This window comes from Staphylococcus sp. 2S1 (assembly GCF_046721335.1).
GTDB lineage: Bacteria > Bacillota > Bacilli > Staphylococcales > Staphylococcaceae > Staphylococcus > Staphylococcus equorum_A.
The window spans coordinates 2,311,171-2,333,773 of sequence record NZ_JBEUUJ010000003.1 but is presented as its reverse complement, the minus strand read 5'-3'; the positions used below and the strand labels follow the sequence as shown (position 1 = coordinate 2,333,773).

Genomic DNA, 22,603 nt, shown 5'->3' with positions numbered 1-22,603 from the left:
TAATGAAAATTTCAACAAAAGGAAGATATGGGTTAACATTAATGATTTCCCTAGCTAAAAAACAAGGACAAGGGTGCGTATCATTAAAATCTATAGCAGAAGAAAATAATTTAAGTGATCTATATCTAGAGCAATTAGTCGGTCCTTTACGGAATGCTGGATTAATTCGAAGTGTTCGTGGTGCAAAAGGCGGTTACCAATTAAGAGTACCGACGGAAGAAATAACAGCTGGTGATATTATACGTTTATTAGAAGGTCCGATTACATTTGTAGAAAGTATTGAATCAGAGCCACCTGCACAAAAAGAACTTTGGATTAGAATGAGAGATGCTGTAAGAGAGGTACTTGATAATACAACTTTACAATATCTAGCTGATTTTAAAGAAACTGATGATTTAGACGGTTATATGTTTTATATTTAAATTTAACTATAATTTATAAATTTATAGTTCACAATGATTTCTTTTAAAGAAAATATTGGATTTATTTTATTTATCATGTTTAGACACAATGATTAGTGGTATTTAACTTATATACATTGCTAAGGAGGTAATTTACATGGCAGATGAAAATAAATTCGAACAAGCAAAAGGTAATGTGAAAGAAACAGTCGGTAACGTAACTGACAATAAAGACTTAGAAAATGAAGGCAAGGAAGATAAAACTTCCGGTAAAGCTAAAGAATTTGTAGAAAATGCAAAAGATAAAGCAAATGATGCTATTGATAAATTCAAAAAATAATTTAAGTTTTAATTAACTTTCAAAGGAGTAATTACTATGGCTGAAAATTTCTTAGACAAAGCAAAAGACACTGCAAAAACTGTATCTGAAAAATTAAAAGGTTCTGATAACGAAAAAGCACAACAAGCTTCAGAACAAATTGATAAATTCACTGGTGGCAGTGATGATAAAAAAGATGAAGATAAAAAAGACGAAAAATAGTCTTCGCTAAATTTATTTTGTAAATAACTAAAATCCCAATCTACAAATTTGTAGATTGGGATTTTAACGTTTCATTAACTTGAATTTTACAGCGTATCTATTACATTTTTAAGTTTACGATAAGAATCAAGTTGAGCTTCTTGATCATAAATATAGCTGATAGCCATTAATTCATCAATATCGCCATGCTCATCTATAAAGGTTTTAATTTTATTTTTTACAGTTTCTTCTGAGCCGATAAGTGAAGAGACCATACGTTGTTGCGCAACTTCAAATTCAGTCGGTGTTAAAATACCTTTTAAATCATCAGTAGGTGGTTGAAGTGGTTGCATTCTACCTCTAGTTATACTAACCATTACTTGTGCTTGAGTTGTTGATAAGTATTCAGCTTGTTCATCCGTATCAACAACAATGGCATTTAAACAAACGATGACATAGGGTTTGCTAAGTTCATCAGAAGGTTCAAATAAATCTTTATATATTTCAATTGCATCTTTCATTTGTTGTGGTGCAAAATGACCAGCAAATACATAAGGAAGTCCTTTTCGTGCTCGCTAAATGGGCAGAGTCAGTAGATGAACCTAGGATATAAAGTGGTACATGTTTATCTACAGCGGGATAAGCTCGCACATATGCTTGTTGATTACCAGGACCAAAATATGTAGCGAGTTGCTCAACTTCTTCTGGGAATTCATAAACACCATTATGTTGATCTCTACGTAAGGCACTAGCTGTCATCATATCAGTGCCAGGTGCACGTCCTAAACCTAAATCTACACGTTCTGGAAATATTGTTTCCATCGTACCAAACTGTTCGGCAACTACTAATGGTGCATGATTTGGTAACATAATACCACCTGAACCCACTCGGATTTTAGATGTGTGCTCTAATGTATGTTGGATTAACAAAGCAGTAGCAGAACTTACTAAGTTTGGGGCATTATGATGTTCTGCAATCCAATAGCGATTATAATCTAACGTTTCTAAATTTTGAGCTAATTTGACCATATCTTTAATTGCGGCTTGATCATCTTCTCCTTCTCGAATAGGTACAAGATTAAGCGCTGATAATTTTAAATTGTACATGTTTATCGTTGTCCTCCTTAATGATTGTTATTACCTTGAAGTATAACAGTCGCTATAAAACTTGCGTAAGAAACTGCTCACTGTTATAATGAGTGAAATTAAAAACGTTAGGTGGCTTAATTAAGGCGATGAAGACATTGGATAAATATCAAGAGAATAAATTAACAAAACTACATTTAAATGAAAAAGTTACAGGATATGACCATGTCGTAAATAATATAAGCTATTATTAAGCAACCGCATAGATTGATTGCAGTATGTATTTATGGCATGTCATGTCCTTGGAAGCGAGGAAATTGATATGTCTTTTTATTATGTTCAAAAACCATTTGAAAAATATGGTAAAACGCTGATAAATCACGTAAATATAAGTGTTGAAAAAGGAGAACACATAGCTTTTGTGGGTGATAATGGTGTTGGAAAAACAACCTTACTAAATGAACTATACTTAAAGTATAGAGACAATGCGTATCTTATGAAGCAAGAAATGACAGATTATTATTATGAAACTGGAATGGAATTCATTTTATCTTTATTTCCAGAAATATTAAAATTAAAAAAAGAAATAACTTATAACTATGAAAAAATAGCTGATTTTATAGCATATAATGGCTATGAATTAGAACAAAAAATTATAACACAGGCGAATTTATTTAATTTAAGCGAAACTGATTTAGACAAGGAAATTAGCCTTTTAAGCGGAGGTCAACAAACACGCGTCGCATTATTACGTTCAATTATTTCAGAAAAAGATTTAATCCTATTAGATGAACCAACTAATCATCTTGATCAAACGATGCTAAATGATTTAATAACGCACATGAATAAATCAAAGCGGACAATCATTTATGTATCGCATCACCGTGGATTTATCAATGCAACTGCTAGTCATATCATAGAAATAAATCGAACGCAGACAAGGAAATTTACGGGTAATTATAACCAGTACAAAGAAATTATAGATTTAGAGTTTCAAACACAAGTGAATGCTTATGAAAAACAGCAGAAAGAAGTTAAGCGACTTGAGGATACTATCAAGAGAGTTAAAGAATGGCATGTCGCTTCTAAGCAAACAACAAGTGTTCGCGATCCATCTGAGCAAAAGCGATTAAGTAAATTAGCGCAAAAATCAAAAGTAAAAGCGTCACAATTAAATCAAAAATTAAACGAAAATAAACTAGAAGAACCTGAAAAAGATGGCAGAAGGTTTTATTTTGACCAACATGAAAACATGCGCAAACGCTACTTATTAAGGCTAGAAAATTTCAGTATTTCAATAAATAACCTTTGTATTTATGATCAAGCGAATTTCGAAATTAAGAATAATGAAAACATTTTGCTTACAGGACGCAATGGTAGTGGGAAATCACTATTAATCAGCTTGATTAGACAAACATTAAAACCTGATCAAGGTCATATTTATATTACACCTTCACTTAAAATAGGTTATTTTGATCAACAAAATGATAATTTAACATACTGTGAGACCCCTTTAAATACTTTGTTAGATTTAGAAGGTATGACACTTAATCACGCTCAAACGATTTTAGCTTCATTTGGTTTTGACCAAGATAAAATTAAGGAGCCCATTACTTATTTATCAATGGGAGAAAAAGCAGGCTACAGTTTGTATTATTATTTTTCTCGAGACCCAATTTATTGATATTAGATGAACCAACAAACTATTTTGATATCGCAACACAGGACTTGATTATGGACATGATTCATAGTTTCACTGGTCAAGTGCTTATTGTCACACATGACCAGTACTTACAATCACGATTTACAGCAACACATTGGGAAGTATCCAATAAGCAACTTCATAATTTAACGCTTACTCAATATCGCAGGTCAAATACAGACGATACATTGAAATTAATAGATGATTACAAAACAATTGATGAAAGTGGACATTTTGAAACAGACAACTAGAAAATTTGATTAGATGGTGCTATCATTGGAACATTGATAAAATTGTTAGGAGTGTCAAACATGGAAGTATATGCAGATTATGCTCGCAACAACGCCAGTCAAACAAGCAGTTATAGATAAGATGATAGATGTTTATAGCGTTCATTATGGTAATCCCTCTTCTATTCATAGTATGGGAAGAGATGCAAGAAAATATCTCGATGAGTCGCGTAGAACTGTAGCGAAGATATTTAGTGCTAAGCCAAGTGAAGTTATATTTACAAGTGGCGCTACTGAATCTAATAATACTGCAATAAAGGGTATTGCGTACGAACATCAACATAAAGGTAAACACATCATTACATCTAAAATTGAACATCACTCTGTACTCCATGTATTTGAACAACTTGAAAAAGAAGGCTTTGAAGTCACTTATTTAGATGTGGATCACGAAGGCTTAATACAACTAGACCAATTAAAAGCAACACTTACGGATGAAACAATTTTAGTGTCAATCATGTTTGTTAATAACGAAATTGGCACAGTCGAACCTATGTATGACATTGACGACATCATCGCTGAATCTAACGCTTTGTTCCATGTTGATGCAGTTCAAGCAATAGGCCATCTTGAAATAGATTTTCATGAATTTAACATAGATGTGATGAGTATTACTGCACATAAATTTGGAGGCCCTAAAGGTGTGGGTGCGTTATTAGTCAAAGATGAAACAATATTGCAATTCCCACAATTAGGCGGAGAACAAGAAGCAAAACGAAGAGTCGGTACAGAAAATCTTCCGCAAATTGTAGGATTAGCTGAGGCTTTGGCTTTAGCCAATAATCATATAAACGATAATAACGTTCATTTAATGAATTTGAAAAATCAATTTCTCGTGACATTACAAGAGCGATCGGTTCCATTTGAATTGAATGGTTCTATGACAGATTCAACAGGACATATCGTTAATTTATATTTGCCTTTCGTTGATGTAGAAACGATGCTCACCTTATTGGATTTATCTAATATATATGTCTCGTCAGGCTCCGCATGTACAGCAGGAACAACAACACCATCGCACGTATTAATAGCAATGTATGGCAATGAAGAACGCGCAAAACACTCTGTAAGATTTAGCTTTAATGAACAAACGACTGAACAAGAAATTAAATATATAACTGCAGAAATACACAAAATTTATCACAAATTTAAGGAGGAAATATAGTTGTCAAATCAAGATACACGTGTGGTAGTCGGTATGTCAGGTGGCGTAGACAGTTCTGTAACGGCACACATATTAAAAGAACAAGGTTACGATGTCATAGGCATTTTTATGAAAAACTGGGATGATACTGATGAGAGTGGGTTTTGTACGGCTACAGAAGATTATAATGATGTAATCGCTGTATGTAATCAAATCGGTATACCTTATTATGCTGTTAATTTCGAACAAGAATATTGGGATAAAGTATTTACTTATTTCCTAGATGAATATAAAAAAGGGCGCACGCCTAATCCAGATGTAATGTGTAATAAAGAAATTAAATTTAAAGCATTCTTAGAACATGCATTAAAATTAGGTGCAGATTATGTTGCAACAGGTCATTACGCTCGCATACGACGCCATGAAGATGGTCATGTTGAAATGTTACGTGGTGTCGATAATAACAAAGACCAAACTTATTTCTTAAATCAATTATCGCAAGATCAATTATCTCGTGTTATGTTCCCAATAGGTGATATTGAGAAGAAAGAAGTACGTCGTATTGCTGAAGAACAAGATTTAGCTACTGCGAAAAAGAAAGATTCTACAGGTATTTGTTTTATAGGAGAACGTAATTTCAAAGAATTTCTATCACAATACCTACCAGACTCAATCTGGTGATATGGTTACATTAGCAGGGGATAAAATTGGTACACACGCAGGACTAATGTACTATACAATTGGTCAACGTCACGGTCTTGGTATTGGTGGAGATGGAGATCCATGGTTTGTAGTAGGTAAAAATCTAGACGACAACGTGTTATATGTAGAACAAGGTTTTCATCATGAGGCACTATACAGTGACTATTTAATCGCTTCTGACATTTCATTTGTGAATACGGTTGATTTAGAAGAAGGCTTTGAATGTACTGCTAAATTTAGATATCGCCAAAAAGATACTAAAGTATTTGTTAAAAAAGAAAATGACAATGCAATTCGCGTTTCATTTGCTGAACCAGTTCGTGCAATCACACCGGGTCAATCTGTCGTACTTTACGATGGTGATGTATGTTTAGGTGGCGCTACAATTGATGATGTATTCAAAGAATCAGGTCAGTTAAGTTACGTCGTTTAATACATTTTACTTAGAAATCGTTAGTAAGCTATATATTATAGTAACTAACGATTTCTTTTTCTAAAATATGATTTAAAAAAGATGAGCAAATGTTATAATGAATAGTCAGAAATGAGGGTTTAAATTGGATCAAGAACAAATATATAAATTAATTAAACAAGGTAATATTGAAGAAGCATTAACAGCATTATTTGCAAATATTGAAGAAAATCCTAAAGAAGTTGAAAATTACATAAATGCGGGTATTCTAATCGCCGAAGCGGGTGAAGTTGAAAAGGCTGAAAAGTTTTTTCAAAAAGCAATAACACTCGACCCAGAGAATGGTGCGATTTATTATAATTTAGGTAATGTATATTATAATGAAGGACGTTTTAGTGAAGCAATCAAACTATATCAACAAGCGCTAAAATACAAAGTAGATTTAGTGGATACGAATTATATGATTGGTATGTCATTTAATCAACTAGAGGCATTTAAAGAGGCATTACCGTTCCTAATGACTGTCGCTGAAAAAGATGACCGTAAAGACGTGGAAGTTCAATTTCAATATGGTCTTGTATTATGTCATTTAGAAATGTTTGAACAAGCAATGACTCAATTGAACCATGTATTAACTTTAGATGAAAAGCATTCAGATGCTTTATATAATCTAGGCTTAGCTACTTATATGCAAACTGAAGATACAACACAAGCAATTCAAATTTTTGAACGTGCAGTAGAGGCTAATCCAGAACACGTGATGAGCCAACACGCAATTAAAACTTTTAAATCTATAGCAGAGGAGGAATAACTAATGGAAGACCCTACATTATTTAATAATTCAATGATTAAAGGAACCGTAGATGCCATTTTATTTCAAAATAAAGAAAACTTTTATACGGTTTTAAAGGTAGATACAATTGAAACAAATGAAGATTTCGATTCAATGCCTACAATTGTAGGGTTTTTTCCAGAAATTGCTGAAGGTGATGTCTATACGTTTAAAGGTCAAGTTGTAACACATTCTAAATATGGTAAGCAACTCAAAGCTGAAACGTTTGAAAAAGAATTACCACAAACAAAAGAAGCAATCATTAGTTATTTATCCAGTGACCTTTTTAAAGGTATTGGTAAAAAAACGGCGCAAAGCATTGTAAATAAGTTAGGCGAGAATGCCATAAGCGATATACTCAATGACCCTGCCGTTTTAGAAAAAGTACCGAGTCTACCGAAAAAGAAACAAAAGCAAATTGCAGAACAAATCGCCAGTAATCAAGAAACAGAACAAATTATTATACGCCTTCACGATTTAGGTTTTGGTCCGAAGCTCGCTATGGCAATATATCAAGCCTATTTAGGTGAGACACTTAAAGTTGTTGAAAATACACCTTACCAATTGGTTTATGATGTAAAAGGAATCGGTTTTAATAAAGCAGATACTTTAGCGCGCAACGTGGGTATTCAATTTAATGATGATGAACGTTTAAAAGCGGGTTTATTATATGTTTTAGAAGAAGAATGTATTAAACAAGGTCATACATATTTACCTACAAATAATGTTCTGGAAATGACACAAGATATGTTGTCTCAACCACCAACAGAAATGATTGATGCACAACAACTTATCAATGTATTGCAAGATTTAGTAAATGATACGAAATTAATCCAACAAGAAAATGAAGTTGCTATACCAAGTTTGTATTATTCAGAGTTGAAAAGCGTTCAAAACTTATATCGCAATTTTACGCATACAAATAAATTAAAAGAAATTGAGCAATCAGAGTTATTACTTGAAATTGGTGAAATAGAGAACCGTAATGAAGTAACATATGCCGACTCACAAAGAGACGCGCCGCAAACTGCAATCAATACTAAAATCATGCTACTCACTGGGGGTCCAGGTACTGGTAAAACGACAGTAATCAAAGGTATCGTAGAGTTATATGCAGAAATCCATGGATTATCGTTAGACTATGATGATTACCAGAATGACGATTACCCAGTTGTGCTTGCCGCACCTACCGGCAGGGCATCGAAGCGGCTTGCAGAATCTACAGGCTTAGAAGCAATGACGATACATCGCCTAATTGGTTGGAATCAAGATACACAACCTGAAGACATATTAGAAAATGAAATATCAGCAAAACTTATTATTATTGATGAGATGTCGATGGTTGATACATGGCTATTCCATCAATTTTTGAGTGCAGTACCTATAGACGCACAAGTTATATTAGTAGGTGATGAAGATCAATTACCATCTGTTGGTCCTGGACAAGTGTTTAAAGATTTAATCGATTCAAAAGTCATTCCCCGTGTTAATTTAACTGAAGTATACCGACAACAAGACGGTTCTAGCATTATTGAGTTGGCACATAGAATGAAATTGGGCGAAGCAATTAATATCACACAGCGTTTCCATGATCGTAACTTTATCAAATGTACGACTGAACAAATACCCATAGTAGTTGAAAAAGTAGTGACAAGTGCAGTAAATAAAGGATATGACATGAGTGATATTCAGGTGTTAGCACCTATGTATAAAGGTTCCGCGGTATAAAAAAACTTAATACAGTCTTGCAAGATATATTGAACCCTAAAGACAAAGATACTCGAGAAATTGAGTTTGGTGATGTTGTTTTTAGAAAAGGTGATAAGGTTTTACAACTTGTGAACCGACCAAGTGATAATATTTTCAATGGTGATATCGGTGTAATCGTAGGTATATTTTGGGCGAAAGAAAATGCATTAAATAAAGACATACTTGTCGTTGATTTTGATGGCAATGAAATAACGTTTGTTCGAAAAGATTTATTAGAATTAACACATGCATATTGCACATCTATTCATAAGTCTCAGGGTTCTGAATTTCCTATAGTCATTATGCCAATGGTCAAACAATATTTTAGAATGTTACAAAAACCTATTTTATACACAGGGCTTACCCGAGCGAAGCAGTCGCTTATATTTTTAGGTGACCCACAAGCATTTGATATTGGATTGAAAACACACGGTCAAGTGAGAATGACACAATTATGCACATTTCTGAAAACTTATTTCAGCAACGAAGTAACTGAAGATGCTGAAGATAGTATTGCAATCAGTAAAACAATTGATGCAGACATCATTTTGACTGAAGATAATATCTTTAAAATTAACCCAATGATCAACATGGGAGACATTTCACCATACGACTTTGTAGAAGATTGACATTAGTAACGAAAGTAAATACAATATAATTAACTTAGCATAAAGGTGAGTAGACTGTGTTAGACAACAAGAGATGTACTGGTTGGTGGAAAGTACAGATAATACAGTTGAACGCTGCTTTATGTCAGTATAAATATTAACTAATTAAGTGATAAGTGTGAGTTAGTAAATTTTAAGAATAACTATCGTCTGATATGTAAATCTTTAAAGTTTAGATAGAAATAGATTTACTAATGCTTATAACCAGGGTGGTACCGCGAAACGTTCGTCCCTTTTATGAGGATGGGCGTTTTTTATTTTCAATTTTTTCTTATAACTGTTATAACTTGATTTGAGATGGAGGAATTTTAAGGATGAAAAACTTAAAAGCTAGTGAAATTAGACAAAGTTTTATTGATTATTTCGTTGAACAGGGACACATGGTTGAACCTTCAGCGCCGTTAGTGCCTATTGATGATGATTCTTTACTATGGATTAACTCTGGTGTTGCTACATTGAAAAAATATTTTGATGGTAGAGAAACACCGAGAAAACCTCGTATAGTGAATTCACAAAAAGCAATTCGTACTAATGACATTGAAAACGTAGGCTTTACTGCACGACACCATACGTTCTTTGAAATGTTAGGAAACTTCTCAATTGGTGATTATTTTAAAAAAGAAGCAATCCAATTTGCATGGGAATTTTTAACAAGTGAGAAATGGATGGCAATGGATCCGAAATTACTTTATGTCACAGTTCATCCTGAAGATGTGGAAGCATATAGAATCTGGAATGAAGAAATGGGATTAGAAGAAAGTAGAATCATCCGTATTGAAGGTAATTTCTGGGATATAGGTGAAGGTCCATCTGGTCCCAACACTGAAATATTCTATGATCGTGGCGATCAATTTGGTCATGATGATCCTGAAGAAGAAATGTATCCTGGTGGAGAAAATGAACGCTTTTTAGAAGTGTGGAATCTAGTGTTTAGCGAGTTTAATCATAATAAAGATCACACTTATACACCATTACCAAATCAAAACATTGATACTGGCATGGGTCTAGAAAGAATGGCTTCTATCGCCCAAAATGTACGTACAAATTATGAAACTGATTTATTTATGCCTATTATTCATGAAGTTGAAGCAGTTTCTGGCAAAAAGTACTTAGAAAAAGATGCCTATGATGTTGCCTTTAAAGTGATTTCTGATCATATACGTACAATTGCATTCGCAATTGCTCGACGGCGCATTACCCGCTAATGAAGGCAGAGGTTATGTATTGCGTAGATTGTTACGCCGTGCTGTAAGATTCAGTCAATCTCTAGAAATTAATGAACCATTTATGTACCAGTTGGTTGATATTGTTGCGGATATTATGGAACCTTATTATCCAAACGTAAAAGAAAAATCAGATTTTATTAAACGTGTTATTAAATCTGAGGAAGAACGTTTCCACGAAACTTTAGAAGAAGGACTTGCGATATTAAATAATTTAGTTGCAAAAGCTAAAGATTCAACTCAGGAAATCAATGGTAAAGATGCGTTTAAATTATATGATACTTATGGCTTCCCAGTTGAATTAACTGAAGAGATCGCAACACAAGAAAACCTTTCTGTTGATATGCAGACTTTTGAAATTGAAATGGAACAACAAAGAAATAGAGCAAGACAAGCACGTCAAAGTTCTCAATCTATGCAGGTTCAAAGTGAAGTATTGAAAAAAATAACTACTGAAAGTCAGTTTGTAGGTTACGACATCATGGATAAAGCAACAACGATTACTGATATTATCTATAACGGAGAATTAGTAGATACAGTTGAAGCTCGGAGAAACAATTCATTTTGTATTAAGTGAAACACCTTTCTACGCTGTAAGTGGTGGACAAGTTGCAGACCAAGGTATAATCAGTAACGAACAATTTGAAATTGCCGTGACTGAAGTAACGAAAGCACCAAACGGGCAGAACTTACATACAGGTGAAGTTCAGTTTGGAACAGTTAGAAAAGATGCTGAAGTTTCTGCAAGCGTGAATCACGAAGACCGCCGTACAATCAAGAAAAACCACAGTGCCACGCACTTGTTACATGCTGCTTTAAAAGAAGTGTTAGGCGATCATGTTAATCAAGCTGGTTCATTGGTTGAAGCAGACCGTTTAAGATTTGATTTCTCACATTTCGGTCCTATGAGTCAAGCAGAAATTGATCGTGTTGAACAACGTGTTAACGAAGAAATTTGGAATAGCATCGATGTTAATATCCAAGAAATGCCAATTGATGAGGCTAAGCAAATAGGTGCTATGGCACTATTTGGTGAAAAATATGGTGATGTAGTAAGAGTTGTAAATATGGCACCATACTCTATTGAATTATGTGGTGGTATCCATGTGAATAATACGTCTGAAATTGGATTGTTTAAAATTGTTAGTGAATCAGGTACAGGTGCAGGCGTGCGTCGTATCGAAGCATTTACAAGTAAATCAGCATTTCTATATTTAGAATCTGTACAAGAGAAATTTAATGCTGTTAAGACTCAAGTTAAAGTTAAAACAGATGAACAAGTATTTGAAAAAATAGTGCAAATGCAATCTGATGAAAAAGAACTTACAAAACAATTAGAGCAAAAAAACAAAGAAGTTACAGCCTTGAAAATGGGTGATATCACTAACCAAGTTGAAGATATAAATGGCTTGAAAGTTTTAGCAACAGAAGTTGAAGTTGCAAATGCCAAAGCAATTCGTGAAACGATGGATGACTTTAAATCGAAATTACAAGATACAGTAATCGTATTAGTAAGTAACGTGGATGGAAAAGTATCATTAGTTGCCACTGTACCAAAAGAATTAACTGCTAAAGTGAAAGCAGGAGATATTATTAAAAACATGGCACCTATTGTAGGAGGAAAAGGCGGAGGCCGTCCTGACATGGCTCAGGGTGGAGGTACTCAACCTGAAAACATCACAGAATCATTACGTTTCATTAAAGATTACATTAAATCTCTATAACTTCAGTGCATAGTAATGTAGAATGTAAATAAGAACTTTTTTACTTGATACGAAGGAGTGCTAAAAGAATGGAAAATTTTGATAAAACAATGAAGTTTAATTACGATGAAATTCCAAAAGAAGATGTCAAAACAGTATTGCAAAATGTCTATAATACGTTGGAAGAAAGAGGATACAATCCTGTAAATCAAATCGTAGGTTATTTACTATCAGGTGATCCAGCTTATATACCTCGTAATAACGAGGCCAGAAACCAAATACGCCGCATAGATCGTGACGATATTATGGAAGAACTTGTTTCGAATTATTTACAAGAGAATTCAAAATAATATATGTTAAAGCATAAAATATTAGGTTTAGACGTTGGAAGTAAGACTGTTGGCATTGCAGTAAGTGATTTAATGGGTTGGACAGCCCAAGGATTAGACACACTCCGTATAGACGAAGAAAACAATGAACTAGGTATTGAACAATTAGTAAAAATTATAAAAAAAGAGAATGTTGGCTCTGTTGTTATAGGTTTACCTAAAAACATGAACAATTCTATTGGATTTCGAGGCGAGGCTTCGTTACAATACAAGGAGCAACTTCAAGAAGCACTGCCATCTGTAGAGATAATTATGTGGGATGAACGATTAAGTACCATGGCCGCAGAACGTTCTTTACTGGAAGCAGATGTTTCTAGACAGAAACGAAAAAAAGTAATAGACAAAATGGCAGCAGTTTTTATACTGCAAGGCTATTTAGACTCTATTCAATAAAAAGGAGCGTTTAATAATGACAGAACAAAATAAAGATGCAGAATTAGAAATTAACAACGAAGAGGAATTATTAACACTATATGATGAAGAAGGTAATGAAGTTTTATACCGTAAAGTTTTAGAATTTTTCCACCCAGAATTCAAGAAAGAATATGTTATTCTTGCTGAAGAAGGCGCTGAATCTGATGATGAAGATTTAGTTGAATTAGTACCAATGATCAATGAACCAGACGAAAATGGTGAAGGTGGTAAATTCTTACCAGTTGAAACAGATGAAGAATGGGACATGATTGAAGAAGTAGTTAATACTGAAATGGATGATCATGACCACGATCACGACCACGAATAAAATCACTGTAGAGGCCACATATAGCCTCGTATAGCGACGAATAAATAACTAAAGGATGATTTCACTAGAAATCATCCTTTCTTGCTGTCAACAAACGTGTGAGGTTTTGTTGACAGTTTTTTATATTGTTGGCATAAGTCCCTGTTCAGCTCATATTCTAAACAGAGGCTTCCGTTTTGGAAAACAACTATATAAAGCTCAGCACAGCTTTGAAACACAATTTACACTTATATTTTGTGCTAGTTTATGGTAAAATATATAAAGTTAATTTCAATCGTACGTTATGTATATTGATGATATATTTAAATATCAATAATCGAACGCGTATCCTTATAAAAAGCGAGTTACCAATTACTTTTATTGCAGACAATCAGTCAATTTATTCTGACTGATTTATTTTATTATTTAAACAAAAAGTATCATTTTACAACAAAGGAAGTTATGAAAATGGATAATAATCAGTTATATTTGTTAAATTTGCATAAGCAAACTGATAAAAATATTGAATCATTAAGAACCTATGCAGAGGAAAATCAAGTGCCCATCGTTGATAAGCTCACTTTAGAAATGATAAAACAAATTATTAGATTACATAAACCTATTAATATTTTAGAAATTGGAACTGCAATTGGTTATAGCGCAATGCAATTTGCTTCTATTTCTGAAAAAATTAATGTGACTACAATTGAACGTAATGTAGAAATGCAAGATAAAGCGAAAGAAAATATTGAGTTATTTCAATATTATAACCAAATCAGATTAATTGAAGGCGATGCATTAGAGCAAGTTGAAAATGTGAGTGATCGCGGCTATGATATGATATTTATTGATGCGACGAAGGCACAATCTAAAAAGTTTTTTGAACTTTATACGCCTTTATTAAAAATAGGTGGCATCGTTGTTACTGACAATGTACTTTATCACGGCTTTGTATCTGATATCTCTGTTGTTCGTAATAGAAATGTCCGACAAATGGTAAAGAAAGTACAAGATTACAATGAATGGTTAATGAATCACACAGATTATACTACTAATTTTTTAAACATGGATGATGGTTTGGCAATTTCAATTAAAGGGGAATCAAAATGACAGAATTATTAGTAACACCCAAATCTGTTGAACATATTGAAGTATTAATTGAAAAAGGTGCTGATGCTTTTGTAATTGGCGAACAAAAATTCGGCTTAAGACTTGCAGGTGAATTTAATAAAGATGACATGATAAAAGCTGTGGATTTAATACACAGTCAAGGTAAAAAAGCTTATGCTCGCAGTTAATGGCATTTTTCATAATTATCATCTGAACGCATTGGCGTCTTATATTAATTTTTTGCATGAAATTAAAGTAGACCGTATTATATTTGGTGACCCAACAGTGGTTATGTTTGTAAAACAACAAGCACATCCAATTCCATTAAATTGGGATGCTGAAGCACTAGTTACCAATTACTTTCAATGTAATTATTGGGGTAAAAAAGGTGCACAACGTGCTCAATTAGCTAGAGAACTTAGTTTAGAAGAGATTATTAACATTAAAGAAAACGCTGATGTTGAGATTGAAGTTCAAGTGCATGGAATGACTTGCATGTTCCAATCTAAACGTATGTTATTAGGCAATTATTATACATTTCAAGAACGACAAATGAAAATTGAAAGAAATAAAGAAGCAAATGAATTATTATTATACGATGAAGAACGTGATAATAAATATCCCGTGTATGAGGATTATAATGGCACACATATCATGTCACCTAATGATATATGTCTAATTGAAGAGCTAGAACCACTTTTAGCAGCTGGTATAGATGCATTGAAAATAGATGGTGTATTACAATCAGAAACGTATATTAACGTATGTACAGAACAATATAGAGAAGCCATTGATTTATATAATGAAGATCCTGAAGTTTATGAAGATGAAAAATTTATGCTTGTCGATCCAATTGAAGCTATACAACCAGAACATCGTCCGTTTGACGAAGGCTTTTTATTTAAACAAACAGTATATTGATGGAGGTTTAACAGTGAAAGTTTTAGAAGAAGTTAAATTACATAATAAACCTAAAATGAATAAACCTGAACTTCTGGCACCCGCTGGTAATTTAGAAAAATTAAAAATTGCAGTACACTATGGGGCAGATGCTGTGTTCCTCGGTGGACAAGAATACGGTTTAAGATCAAATGCAGATAATTTTACAATGGATGAAATTAAAGAAGGCGTTGAATTTGCTCAACGCTATGGTGCTAAAATTTATGTCACTACAAATATCATTGCGCATGACGAAAATATAGATGGATTAGATGATTATTTGCGTGATTTGGCCTTAACTGGTGCAAGAGGCATTATCGTTGCTGACCCTCTGATTATTGAAACATGTAAACGAGTGGCTCCTAAATTAGAGATACATTTATCTACACAGCAATCTCTTTCAAATTATAAAGCCGTTGAATTTTGGAAAGAAGAAGGCTTAGATCGAGTGGTATTAGCTCGTGAAACTGGAGCAATGGAAATGAAAGAGATGAAAGAAAAAGTAGATATTGAAATTGAGTCTTTTATACATGGTGCGATGTGTATTGCTTATTCAGGAAGATGTACTTTAAGCAATCATATGACAGCGCGCGATTCCAATAGAGGTGGCTGTTGTCAAAGTTGTCGTTGGGATTATGACTTGTTACATATAGATCAAGACGGCGATTTAGATTTATTCTATGGCGATGATGAAGTTGCGCCATTTGCAATGAGTCCTAAAGATTTAAAACTAATCGAAGCTATACCAAAAATGATGGATATTGGTGTTGATTCTTTAAAAATTGAAGGACGTATGAAATCTATTCACTATATTGCAACAGTTGTTTCTGTGTATCGCAAAGTCATCGATGCTTATGCGGAGGATCCAGAACATTTTAAAATCAAGCCAGAATGGTTAATCGAATTAGATAAATGTGCCAATAGAGATACGGCTTCAGCGTTTATTGAAGGTACGCCAGGTTATGAAGAACAAATGTTTGGGCAACAAAATAAAAAGAATGCTTCATTTGACTTCTGTGGTTTAGTATTAGATTATGATAGTTCTACCCATATAGCTACAGTGCAACAACGTAATAAATTTGAACCTGGACAAGAAATCGAATTTTTTGGCCCTGAAATTGAAACATTTAGACAAGTTGTGGATACAATTTATGATGAAGAAGGTAATGAACTTGATGCTCGCACGCCACCCATTGCAAATCGTGCAAATCAAAGTCGATCATCCAATTTATGCCAACAACATGATGAGAAAGGAAATTGGATAATGAATAGTACGACAATTATAGGAATTGCAGGCGGTTCTGGATCAGGGAAAACATCAGTAACAAATGAAATTATGAAGAATTTAGAAGGTCATAGTGTTGCACTATTGGCTCAAGACTATTATTATAAAGACCAATCGCATTTAACTTTTGATGAACGCTTGGAAACCAATTATGACCATCCATTTGCATTTGATAATGATTTGTTAATCGAGAATTTAAATGATTTGAGAAATGGGAAACAAATTGAAGTTCCAACGTATGATTATTCAAATCATACGAGAAGTGATAAAACGATTGCATTTGAGCCAAAAGATGTTATTATCGTGGAAGGTATATTTGCGCTTGAAAACAAAACATTAAGAGATTTAATGGATGTCAAAATTTATGTTGATACTGATGCTGATTTGCGTATCTTAAGACGGTTACTTCGAGATACTGAAGAAAGAGGCCGTACTATGGATTCTGTTATAAATCAGTATTTAAATGTGGTGCGACCAATGCATAATCAATTTATAGAACCTACTAAAAGATATGCAGATATTATTATTCCAGAAGGTGGCAGTAATAAAGTAGCAATCGATATAATGACGACAAAGATTCAAACTTTAGTAAGTAAACAATAGTATGTATATGTAAAGGAAGATGACATAATGGAAAATCAAAAACAATATCCAATGACTCAAGAGGGTTTTGAGAAACTAGAACATGAGTTAGAAGAATTAAAAACAGTTAAACGACCAGAAGTCGTTGAAAAAATTAAGGTAGCACGTTCTTTTGGTGACTTATCTGAGAACTCAGAGTACGATGCTCGCAAAAGACGAACAAGGATTTATCGAACAAGATATTCAACGTGTAGAACATATGTTACGTAATGCACAGATTATCGAAGATACTGGTGATAACAATGAAGTTAAAATTGGTAAAACAGTAACAATTGTAGAATTACCAGGCGAAGAAGAAGAAGAATACCAAATTGTTGGTTCGGCTGAATCTGATGCATTCAATGGTAAGATTTCTAATGAATCGCCAATGGCTAAAAGTTTAATTGGTAAGAAATTAGAAGATGAAGTACGTGTACCGTTACCAAATGGTGGCGAAATAAACGTTATTATTAAAAATATTAAATAAAATTAATCCCCCTAAATATCTTCAAGGATATTTAGGGGGATTTTACACTATGCAAAAGTATTTATATACTTGATGGTAACATTTTGTTAACTTAATGATAAGAATGAAATTTTAGAATAATATTGCTATTTTATTTACTAATATACTTTGTTTAATAAACGTTTAGTTATTATTAGTAATAACTTTTTCTATTAAACACAATTTTAAAATAAATGATATACTATCAATAGCATGTGCACAATATAGTTTATCTGAAGATAAACTATATTGTAAATGTAATAAAGGGGGCATAATCTTTGAATTATAAATTAATTAATGAACAAACGATTATGATTTATTTTGAAGAGCGTATTGATCCTGATACGTTTCAAAAGGTACAACGCGTTGAACAATATATTAAAGCACAAAACAATCCAGCTATTATTGAAGTAGTTGCTTCGTATCGTGCAATTATGTTAACCATTGATATCAGTAAAAGTGATTTAACCCATATAATTAAAGCGCTTAATTTAAATCAAATAGAGATAACAAAATTTAATGATACAGCTACACCAACACAAACGATTAATATACCAGTGTTATATGGTGGAAGTTATGGACAAGATATTCAAGAGGTAGCATCACATAACAATTTAACTACTAAAGAGGTTATACGAATACATACTGAAAATGCTTATTTAATTTATATGCTAGGTTTTATGCCTGGTTTTCCTTTTTTAGGAGGATTAGATACACAATTACATACGCCAAGACGGCAAGAACCAAGGACAAGCATTCATGCAGGCTCTGTAGGTATTGCTAATAATCAAACAGGACTATATCCAAAACAATCGCCTGGTGGTTGGCAAATTATAGGACGCACGCCAATTAAAGTGTTTGATATTCATAGAGAACCTATGTGTTTATATGGCGCAGGAGACTATATAAAATTTTATGCTATTGAAGAAGAAACATACCATCGTATATTAGATGAACAACAACATGACAATTTTGATATAGAAAAGTGGGTGAAAATTTAATATGTCTATAAAAATTTTGAATCCTGGACTATTTAGCACAATACAAGATCAAGGTAGAATTGGTTTTCAAAACCAAGGATTTTCAAATGCGGGCGTGTTAGATCAATATGCATATAGATTAGGTCAAACACTTATTGGAAATGAAGGGCCTGCAATTGAATGCACAATCATTGGGCCAACACTTCAATTTTTAGAAGATAATTCTTTTATTATCACTGGTGCACAATTTAATGCCAAGATAAATGATGAAGTGATTGATGTTCAAACAGTAACTTCAGTAAAAAAAGGCGATATATTGGAACTAGGTGCCGTAGTTAATGGTGCGAGAGGTTATATTTTGTTAGGTAAACCCCTGTATGTTCCAATTGCGGCTGGTAGTTATGCTACTCATACACGTAGTCATATCGGAGGATATAAGGGACGTGCCTTAAAACGAGATGATGTAATTTTGTGTAAACAAGATGATACATACCTTTCTAAAGTAGGCTACAGTTTAGAATTAAATACTGAACCATTTAATAAAGATACAATTCAAATTATCGAAGGACCACAAATAAATCGTTTCACTCAAGATGCGCAAGATAAATTAACAACAGTTGATTTTAAAATTTCTGAAAAATCAGACCGCATGGGATATCGCTTACAAGGTGAGATAATTTCACCAACAGATTCTGCGGATATCATTTCTGAACCAGTAGCTTTAGGTAGCATTCAAGTTCCAAACGATGGCAATCCAATTATTTTATTGAATGATAAACAAACAGTTGGTGGTTATACAAAAATTGCTACTGTATGTGCTTCAGATTTACATATTTTAGCACAGAAACAACCAGGGGACGTGCTACATTTTGAATGGACAACGATTGAAGCGACAACAAAAAAATTAAAACAACAAGAATTAGATTTCAAGAAAGTATTAGAAAATACAATCGATACACCTATTTATAATACGGCTCAATTCAGACCAACGGCTTCACGTATCAAAAAATTACTAAAAGGGGAATTAAAATGAATCTTGAAAAAATCGAGCAATTAATAAAATTAGTAAAAGAAAATGAAGTTAAGAAATTTGAATACAAAGATAGTAAAAGTGAAATAGCAATAGATTTTAATGATAATAAAGTGCATTCATTTTCTTCCGATAATAGTTCACAAACTGTAGCAAACCAAGCGTTCAATCAAAATCAAATTGTAGCAGACGGTCAAGCAGAGGACTATGACAACTTTAAGGAAGTTAAATCACCAATGGTAGGTACGTTCTTCCAACAAGATGAAAAAGAGCTTACTGAGCCCATCATTCATGTTGGTGATGAAATAAATAAAGGTGATACGATTGGTTTTATTGAAGCGATGAAAGTAATGAATGAAGTGAAAAGTGACGTAGATGGTGTAGTGAAGGAAATCGTAGTAGAACATGGTGCGAATGTCGAATATAATCAGACGATTATTAAAATAAAATAAGTGAAAGAAAGGGGCGTTTGCTGTGTATCGTTGTTTAATAGCAAACAGAGGAGAGATAGCTGTTAGAATTATCCGAGCATGTAGAGAGATGGATATTGAAACAGTAGCTATATATGCATTAGGGGATGAAACGAGTTTACATGTGAGTTTAGCAGATCAAGCTATTTGTATAGGTGAAGCAAATCCACTAGAGAGTTATTTGAATCAAGACAGAATTATTAGCGCCGCCAAAATCAGTGGTGCTACTGCAATACATCCAGGCTATGGCTTTTTATCAGAGAGTACTTCTTTTGCACAAAAAGTAGAAGAAAATAATATTGATTTCATTGGTCCAACACAATTGACGATGGAAATGATGGGTGATAAAATCACTGCACGTCAAACGGTTGATGATGCGGGTGTGCCAATTATTCCAGGTTCTACGAATGCTGTGGAGTCAATTGAAGAAGTGAAACAAATATCAAAAGATGTTGGCTTCCCCCTAGTTTTAAAAGCGACTAGCGGTGGCGGTGGTAAAGGCATTAGAATTGTTAAAACAGTTGAAGAATTGCCTAAAGCTTTTAAAGAGGCCAAGAGTGAAGGCGAGAAGTATTTTGGTGATGATCGTATTTATGTTGAATCGTTCATTCCTGTAGCGAAGCATGTAGAAGTTCAAGTCATTGGTGATGGTAAGAATAATTACATACATTTAGGAGAAAGAGATTGTTCTGTACAAAGAAAAAACCAAAAATTAATTGAAGAATCACCATGTGCGGCAATATCAGAAGAAACTAGAAATGCAATGTGTACTGATGCTGTCAAAGTAGCAAAGGCTTCAAATTATAGAAGTGCAGGTACAATCGAATTTTTAGTAACAGACGAAGCATATTATTTCATTGAAATGAATGCGCGTATTCAAGTAGAACATACTGTGACTGAAATGAGAGCGAATAGGGATTTACTACAAGCTCAACTATACTTGATGATAAATGGCAAATTGCCTTTCACACAGGAAGATATAGTTTTTGATGGACATGTAATCGAAGCACGAATTAATGCAGAGAACCCAGAACGACAATTCCAGCCTTCACCAGGCAAAGTAGAAGCATTACACTTACCACAAGGATTTAACGTACGTGTAGATAGCTTACTTTATCAAGGTTATACTGTCTCTCCTTACTATGATTCTTTAGTAGCAAAAGTGATTGTCAAAGCACCCGACAGACAACGTGCAATTAAAAAATTAAAAGTCACTTTAGATGAAATGGTGATAGACGGTTTTACAACAACTGCTGACTTTTTATACGCAGTATTATCTTATCCATTGTATGCAGATGGAGATGCAAAAGAAGTAGATATAAAATTTTTAGATAGGCACCAAATTATCAAGGGGGTATCTTAATGCAAGTAGACTTAAATTGTGATCTCGGTGAAGCATTCGGTAATTATTCATTTGGAGGGGATGAACATATCATCCCACTTATTACTTCAGCAAATATTGCTTGTGGTTTCCATGCCGGGGACCAACATGTAATGAATGAAACGATAAAATTAGCCAAAGCACATGATGTAGGCATCGGTGCTCATCCAGGACTACCAGACTTACAAGGATTTGGACGTAGAAATATGGATTTATCACCAAGTGAAATTTATGATATTGTTGTTTATCAAATTGGTGCGTTAAGTGGATTTTGTAAAATTCATAACGTGAAGATTAATCACGTAAAACCGCATGGCGCCCTTTATCAAATGGGAGCTAGAAACAAAGATATAGCGCGTGCAATTGCACAAGCAGTATTTGATATTGACAACACCCTAATATATGTGGGATTATCTAACACGTCATTAATTTCTGAAGCTAAATCAGTTGGTTTAACAACAGCCTCAGAAGTCTTTGCAGATAGACGATACGAAGATGATGGCCAACTCGTAAGTAGAAAAGAACACGATGCATTAATTACGGATACAAATGAAGCAATTGAGCAAGTAGTTAACATGGTGAAATCACAAACCGTTGTCGCAAAAAGCCAAAAGACCATCAGCATAGAGGCTGATACAATTTGTGTGCATGGAGATGGTACACATGCTCTCGAGTTTGTAACACAAATTAGAGAAAGATTAACGAAAGAAGGCGTTTCTATAAAAAGTCTAGGGGGCTAA

Annotated in this window: 17 protein-coding genes and 8 pseudogenes; 24 read left to right on the top strand and 1 reads right to left on the bottom strand. The window is 33.6% G+C overall.

The window, feature by feature from the left end; translation table 11 throughout:
• The first annotated feature begins 2 nt into the window (after window positions 1–2).
• The 3 genes from cymR to ABLV90_RS12200 all read left to right on the top strand — a co-directional run bounded on the left by cymR (window position 3) and on the right by ABLV90_RS12200 (window position 942).
• A complete protein-coding gene (gene cymR / locus ABLV90_RS12210; protein WP_460872697.1) occupies window positions 3–422 on the top strand; it encodes a cysteine metabolism transcriptional regulator CymR in 420 nt (139 codons plus the stop codon).
• Between the two features lie 136 nt (window positions 423–558).
• Complete coding sequence (locus tag ABLV90_RS12205; RefSeq protein ID WP_002507428.1) at window positions 559–741, top strand: CsbD family protein; 183 nt, start codon at window positions 559–561, stop codon at window positions 739–741.
• A gap of 36 nt (window positions 742–777) precedes the next feature.
• Window positions 778–942 (top strand): hypothetical protein, encoded by a 165-nt coding sequence (locus ABLV90_RS12200; protein ID WP_176721511.1) that lies wholly within the window; start codon window positions 778–780, stop codon window positions 940–942.
• An 86-nt stretch (window positions 943–1,028) separates the two neighbouring features.
• On the opposite strand, the pseudogene ABLV90_RS12195 reads toward ABLV90_RS12200, so the two are convergent.
• A pseudogene (locus ABLV90_RS12195) lies at window positions 1,029–2,028 on the bottom strand (LLM class flavin-dependent oxidoreductase).
• 92 nt (window positions 2,029–2,120) lie between these two features.
• Here ABLV90_RS12195 and ABLV90_RS12190 point away from each other — a divergent pair.
• The 21 genes and pseudogenes from ABLV90_RS12190 to pxpA all read left to right on the top strand — a co-directional run bounded on the left by ABLV90_RS12190 (window position 2,121) and on the right by pxpA (window position 22,603).
• On the top strand, window positions 2,121–2,261 hold the full coding sequence (locus ABLV90_RS12190) for a hypothetical protein (RefSeq protein ID WP_176721510.1): 141 nt from the start codon (window positions 2,121–2,123) through the stop codon (window positions 2,259–2,261).
• A gap of 68 nt (window positions 2,262–2,329) precedes the next feature.
• A complete protein-coding gene (locus tag ABLV90_RS12185; RefSeq protein ID WP_460872696.1) occupies window positions 2,330–3,691 on the top strand; it encodes an ATP-binding cassette domain-containing protein in 1,362 nt (453 codons plus the stop codon).
• Complete coding sequence (locus ABLV90_RS12180; RefSeq protein WP_460872695.1) at window positions 3,688–3,960, top strand: hypothetical protein; 273 nt, start codon at window positions 3,688–3,690, stop codon at window positions 3,958–3,960. The genes ABLV90_RS12185 and ABLV90_RS12180 overlap by 4 nt, the downstream gene beginning before the upstream one ends.
• A gap of 60 nt (window positions 3,961–4,020) precedes the next feature.
• Window positions 4,021–5,164: pseudogene (locus tag ABLV90_RS12175) on the top strand (cysteine desulfurase family protein).
• Window positions 5,165–6,278, top strand: a pseudogene (gene mnmA, locus ABLV90_RS12170) (tRNA 2-thiouridine(34) synthase MnmA). It abuts the pseudogene before it with no gap.
• Between the two features lie 124 nt (window positions 6,279–6,402).
• On the top strand, window positions 6,403–7,068 hold the full coding sequence (locus ABLV90_RS12165; RefSeq protein WP_460872694.1) for a tetratricopeptide repeat protein: 666 nt from the start codon (window positions 6,403–6,405) through the stop codon (window positions 7,066–7,068).
• Between the two features lie 3 nt (window positions 7,069–7,071).
• Window positions 7,072–9,467, top strand: a pseudogene (locus ABLV90_RS12160) (ATP-dependent RecD-like DNA helicase).
• Window positions 9,468–9,820: 353 nt separating this feature from the next.
• A pseudogene (gene alaS, locus ABLV90_RS12155) lies at window positions 9,821–12,453 on the top strand (alanine--tRNA ligase).
• Between the two features lie 68 nt (window positions 12,454–12,521).
• The gene (locus ABLV90_RS12150; protein ID WP_046465485.1) at window positions 12,522–12,782 is read left to right on the top strand and encodes an IreB family regulatory phosphoprotein; all 261 of its coding nucleotides are present in this window, start codon (window positions 12,522–12,524) and stop codon (window positions 12,780–12,782) included.
• Window positions 12,783–12,785: 3 nt separating this feature from the next.
• Window positions 12,786–13,214 carry a Holliday junction resolvase RuvX gene (ruvX, locus tag ABLV90_RS12145; protein ID WP_002507439.1) on the top strand — a complete coding sequence of 143 codons (429 nt, stop codon included), beginning with the start codon at window positions 12,786–12,788 and terminating at the stop codon, window positions 13,212–13,214.
• A gap of 16 nt (window positions 13,215–13,230) precedes the next feature.
• Window positions 13,231–13,563, top strand: a complete 333-nt coding sequence (locus ABLV90_RS12140) for a DUF1292 domain-containing protein (protein ID WP_285323293.1) — start codon at window positions 13,231–13,233, stop codon at window positions 13,561–13,563.
• Between the two features lie 447 nt (window positions 13,564–14,010).
• On the top strand, window positions 14,011–14,652 hold the full coding sequence (locus tag ABLV90_RS12135) for an O-methyltransferase (RefSeq protein ID WP_460872693.1): 642 nt from the start codon (window positions 14,011–14,013) through the stop codon (window positions 14,650–14,652).
• A pseudogene (locus ABLV90_RS12130) lies at window positions 14,649–15,573 on the top strand (peptidase U32 family protein). Before ABLV90_RS12135 ends, ABLV90_RS12130 begins: the two are co-directional and overlap by 4 nt.
• Before the next feature lie 13 nt (window positions 15,574–15,586).
• Window positions 15,587–16,856 (top strand): annotated as a pseudogene (locus ABLV90_RS12125) (peptidase U32 family protein).
• Complete coding sequence (gene udk, locus ABLV90_RS12120) at window positions 16,856–17,479, top strand: uridine kinase (protein WP_057512344.1); 624 nt, start codon at window positions 16,856–16,858, stop codon at window positions 17,477–17,479. The pseudogene ABLV90_RS12125 and the gene udk overlap by 1 nt, the downstream one beginning before the upstream one ends.
• Before the next feature lie 27 nt (window positions 17,480–17,506).
• Window positions 17,507–17,984 (top strand): annotated as a pseudogene (greA, locus tag ABLV90_RS12115) (transcription elongation factor GreA).
• Window positions 17,985–18,280: 296 nt separating this feature from the next.
• Window positions 18,281–19,003 (top strand): 5-oxoprolinase subunit PxpB, encoded by a 723-nt coding sequence (pxpB, locus tag ABLV90_RS12110; protein WP_427704319.1) that lies wholly within the window; start codon window positions 18,281–18,283, stop codon window positions 19,001–19,003.
• A gap of 1 nt (window position 19,004) precedes the next feature.
• Window positions 19,005–20,015, top strand: a complete 1,011-nt coding sequence (locus ABLV90_RS12105) for a biotin-dependent carboxyltransferase family protein (protein WP_460872692.1) — start codon at window positions 19,005–19,007, stop codon at window positions 20,013–20,015.
• Complete coding sequence (locus tag ABLV90_RS12100) at window positions 20,012–20,464, top strand: acetyl-CoA carboxylase biotin carboxyl carrier protein (protein WP_427704323.1); 453 nt, start codon at window positions 20,012–20,014, stop codon at window positions 20,462–20,464. Before ABLV90_RS12105 ends, ABLV90_RS12100 begins: the two co-directional genes overlap by 4 nt.
• A 22-nt stretch (window positions 20,465–20,486) precedes the next feature.
• On the top strand, window positions 20,487–21,845 hold the full coding sequence (locus ABLV90_RS12095; RefSeq protein ID WP_460872691.1) for an acetyl/propionyl/methylcrotonyl-CoA carboxylase subunit alpha: 1,359 nt from the start codon (window positions 20,487–20,489) through the stop codon (window positions 21,843–21,845).
• Window positions 21,845–22,603, top strand: a complete 759-nt coding sequence (gene pxpA / locus ABLV90_RS12090) for a 5-oxoprolinase subunit PxpA (protein ID WP_427704326.1) — start codon at window positions 21,845–21,847, stop codon at window positions 22,601–22,603. The genes ABLV90_RS12095 and pxpA overlap by 1 nt, the downstream gene beginning before the upstream one ends.